Here is a 1,718-nt window from a genome sequence, read left to right as displayed (position 1 = left end):
GTTCCATGAGCTGGTCCAGGCCCGCAACCAGGCCGACGCGCTGATCCACGGTACCCGTACCGCGATCACCGAACACGGCAGCAAGGTCGGTGGCGATGTGATCGGCAAGGTCGAGTCGGCCCTGGCCGATCTGGAAACCGCCATGAAGGGCGACGACAAGGCGCAGATCGAAGCCAAGTCGAAGGTGCTGGAAGAAGCCGGCCAGGCGCTGTTCGCCGCCTCGGCCGCGGCCGACCAGGGCGGTGCCGCCCCGGGCCCGGACGCCGGTGCCAACAACGGCGCGCACGACGATGTGGTCGACGCCGAGTTCACCGAAGTCAAGGACGACAAGAAGTCCTGATCCGGCCCAGACACGGGACGTTGCGCAGGCAACGTCCCGTTGTCGTTTCCCCTGGGTCCTGGCAGCCGTAACACGGTTTGTCGGGGCGCCCGACGAAAGAGCGGACGTGGTTCCGCTCTTCCGCTTTGACGAATCCCGACCTCCGGATACCGATTCAAGTTATGAGCAAGCGCGACTATTACGAAGTGCTGGGCGTGTCCCGCACCGCCAGCGAAGAAGAGCTGAAGAAGTCCTATCGCCGCTGTGCGATGAAGTACCACCCGGACCGCAATCCGGGCGATGCGGCGGCCGAAGCCTCCTTCAAGGAGTGCAAGGAAGCCTACGAAACCCTGTCCGACGCCAACAAGCGCCGCATGTACGACGCCCACGGCCACGCTGCGTTCGAGCACGGCATGGGCGGCGGCGGTGGCCCGGGTGGTCCGGACATGGGCGACATCTTCGGTGACATCTTCGGCAACATCTTCGGCGGTGCCGCCGGCGGTGGCCAGCGCCAGGCGCGTCGCGGCGCCGATGTCGGCTACGTGATGGAACTGGACCTGGAAGAAGCGGTGATGGGCGTGGAGCGCCGCATCGAGATTCCGACCCTGGCCGAGTGCGACGACTGCGATGGCAGTGGGTCCGAAGACGGCAAGGTCGATACCTGCAGCGTGTGCCATGGCCACGGCCAGGTGCGCATCCAGCGTGGCATCTTCGCCATGCAGCAGGCGTGCCACAACTGCAACGGGCGCGGCAAGATCATCCAGACCCCGTGCAAGACCTGCCACGGCAACGGCCGTGTGGAGGAAGACAAGGTGTTGTCGGTGAAGGTGCCTGCGGGCGTCGATACCGGCGACCGCATCCGGCTGTCGGGCGAAGGCGAGGCCGGTCCGGCCGGCACGCCGCCGGGCGACCTGTACGTGGAAGTGCGGGTGCGCGAGCACGCGATCTTCCAGCGCGATGGCGACGACCTGCATTGCGAAGTGCCGATCCGGATTTCGCAGGCCGCGCTGGGCGATACCGTGCGCGTGGCGACCCTGGGCGGGTATGCGGAGATCCGCATTCCGGCCGAAACCCAGACCGGCAAGCTGTTCCGCCTGCGTGGCAAGGGTGTGCGTTCGGTGCGCAGCCGCAGCGAAGGCGACCTCTACTGCCGCGTGGTGGTGGAAACGCCGGTCAACCTGACCACCGAGCAGCGCAAGCTGCTGGAACAGTTTGAAACCACCTTCACCGGCGAAGAAGCGCGCAAGCACTCGCCGAAGTCGGCGACGTTCATCGACGGCGTGAAGGGCTTCTGGGACCGGATGACCTCGTAAACGAGACCGGTTGTTGCGATATACCGAAGGCCCGCTGGCAACAGCGGGCCTTTTTTGTGTACGCAGACCGGGGGTAGAGCCACCCC

At 66.0% G+C, this 1,718-nt stretch carries 2 protein-coding genes; both read left to right on the top strand.

All coding sequences use genetic code 11. The features are described from left to right. The coding region (locus DBR34_RS22495; protein WP_258223781.1) for an Hsp70 family protein at positions 1-340 on the top strand (340 nt) is incomplete at its 5' end. Between the two features lie 161 nt (positions 341-501). Beyond that, on the top strand, positions 502-1,632 hold the full coding sequence (gene dnaJ / locus DBR34_RS09415) for a molecular chaperone DnaJ (protein ID WP_128096594.1): 1,131 nt from the start codon (positions 502-504) through the stop codon (positions 1,630-1,632). The last annotated feature ends 86 nt before the right edge of the window (positions 1,633-1,718 follow it).

The organism is Stenotrophomonas sp. HMWF003, assembly GCF_003061285.1.
Classification (GTDB): Bacteria; Pseudomonadota; Gammaproteobacteria; order Xanthomonadales; family Xanthomonadaceae; genus Stenotrophomonas; species Stenotrophomonas maltophilia_AP.
The sequence above is the reverse complement of the archived record's forward strand: the minus strand, read 5'-3'. Positions and strand labels throughout refer to the sequence as shown.